At 51.6% G+C, this 1,354-nt stretch carries 2 protein-coding genes; both read right to left on the bottom strand.

Annotated features, from left to right (window positions below; translation table 11 throughout):
* Positions 1-254: ATP-binding protein (locus ACR0P9_RS12710; RefSeq protein WP_432620705.1), on the bottom strand; the 254-nt coding region annotated here is incomplete at its 3' end.
* Between the two features lie 68 nt (positions 255-322).
* The coding region (locus tag ACR0P9_RS12705) for a MutS-related protein (protein ID WP_432620703.1) at positions 323-1,354 on the bottom strand (1,032 nt) is incomplete at its 5' end.

Raw genomic sequence — 1,354 nt, 5'->3', positions numbered from 1 at the left:
TCCCGCGTGCGAATCTTGCTCGTCGCATGGCGGCGAAACGCAATCGGTGCGTCCTCCGGTGCCATGCCGCAGCCGTTATCGCGAACACGCAAATATGTGATGCCGCCATGCTCCAATTCAACTGTGATCTGTGTCGCACCGGCGTCAATTGCATTCTCCACCAGCTCTTTGCACACAGAGGACGGTCTCTCAACCACTTCACCCGCAGCAATTAAATCTGCCATATGAGAATCCAGTTCATGAATCACTGCCATGCAGCACACCTCCCAGTTTGCTTTCTATTCTGAAACTCTGTGCATTTATTATACACGGATTGTTTTGATTATTCCACCATTTTTTGCAGCTCAAAGACCAGATTGAGCGCCTCAATCGGCGTCATGGTATTGACATTGACGGCGCGCAATTTCTCCGCCACATCATTGGACTGATAGCTGGCCATAGACATCTGCGGTGCCTCTTCCTCAGCTTCTTCCACTTCATGCACCTCAATTTTCGGCGCATGATCCTCCAAATCCTTGAGAATCGCCTTGGCGCGTCGCAGTACCGGCTTCGGAACACCAGCCAGCTTCGCCACGGCGATGCCATAGCTGTCATCCGCTCCGCCCGGAATGATCTTACGCAAAAACGTAATATCCTCGCCGCGTTTTTTGACGGCGATATTATAGTTCTTGACGCCTTCCATTAAATCTTCCAGCGCGGTCAGTTCGTGATAATGAGTGGCAAACAGCGTGCGGGCACCGATTTTCTTTGGATCTGCGATATATTCCACCACGGCACGGGCGATGCTCATGCCGTCAAACGTCGAAGTACCGCGGCCGATCTCATCGAGAATGACCAAACTGAATCGAGTCGCATGAGTCAAAATATCCGCAACTTCACTCATCTCGACCATAAATGTCGATTGTCCGCTCGCCAAGTCGTCTGATGCGCCGACGCGGGTAAACACGCGGTCAGCGATACCAATACGAGCAGACTTTGCCGGAACAAACGAGCCCATCTGCGCCATAATCGTAATCAACGCGACTTGACGCATATACGTTGACTTACCCGCCATATTCGGGCCGGTAATTACCGCAATGCGATTGGCTTTATCATCGAGCAGGGTATCATTGGCGATAAACATCGTATCGCGCAGCATTCGCTCAACGACCGGATGTCTGCCTTCTTTGATGTCGATAACCGGAGAGTATTCGACTTCCGGACAACAATACTGATACAAATCCGCCACTTCTGCCAGCGAACACAGCACATCGGTCTGTGCCAACGTCTGTGCGGTAATCTGGATGCGATGCACAGCGGCAGAAATCTGTTCGCGCACCTCTGTAAACAGCTGATATTCCAGATCGGTAATGCG

The sequence above is a fragment of the Butyricicoccus sp. genome, from assembly GCF_050872565.1.
Taxonomy (GTDB): Bacteria; Bacillota; Clostridia; order Oscillospirales; family Butyricicoccaceae; genus Butyricicoccus_A.
This window is presented reverse-complemented; position numbering and strand designations above follow the sequence as displayed.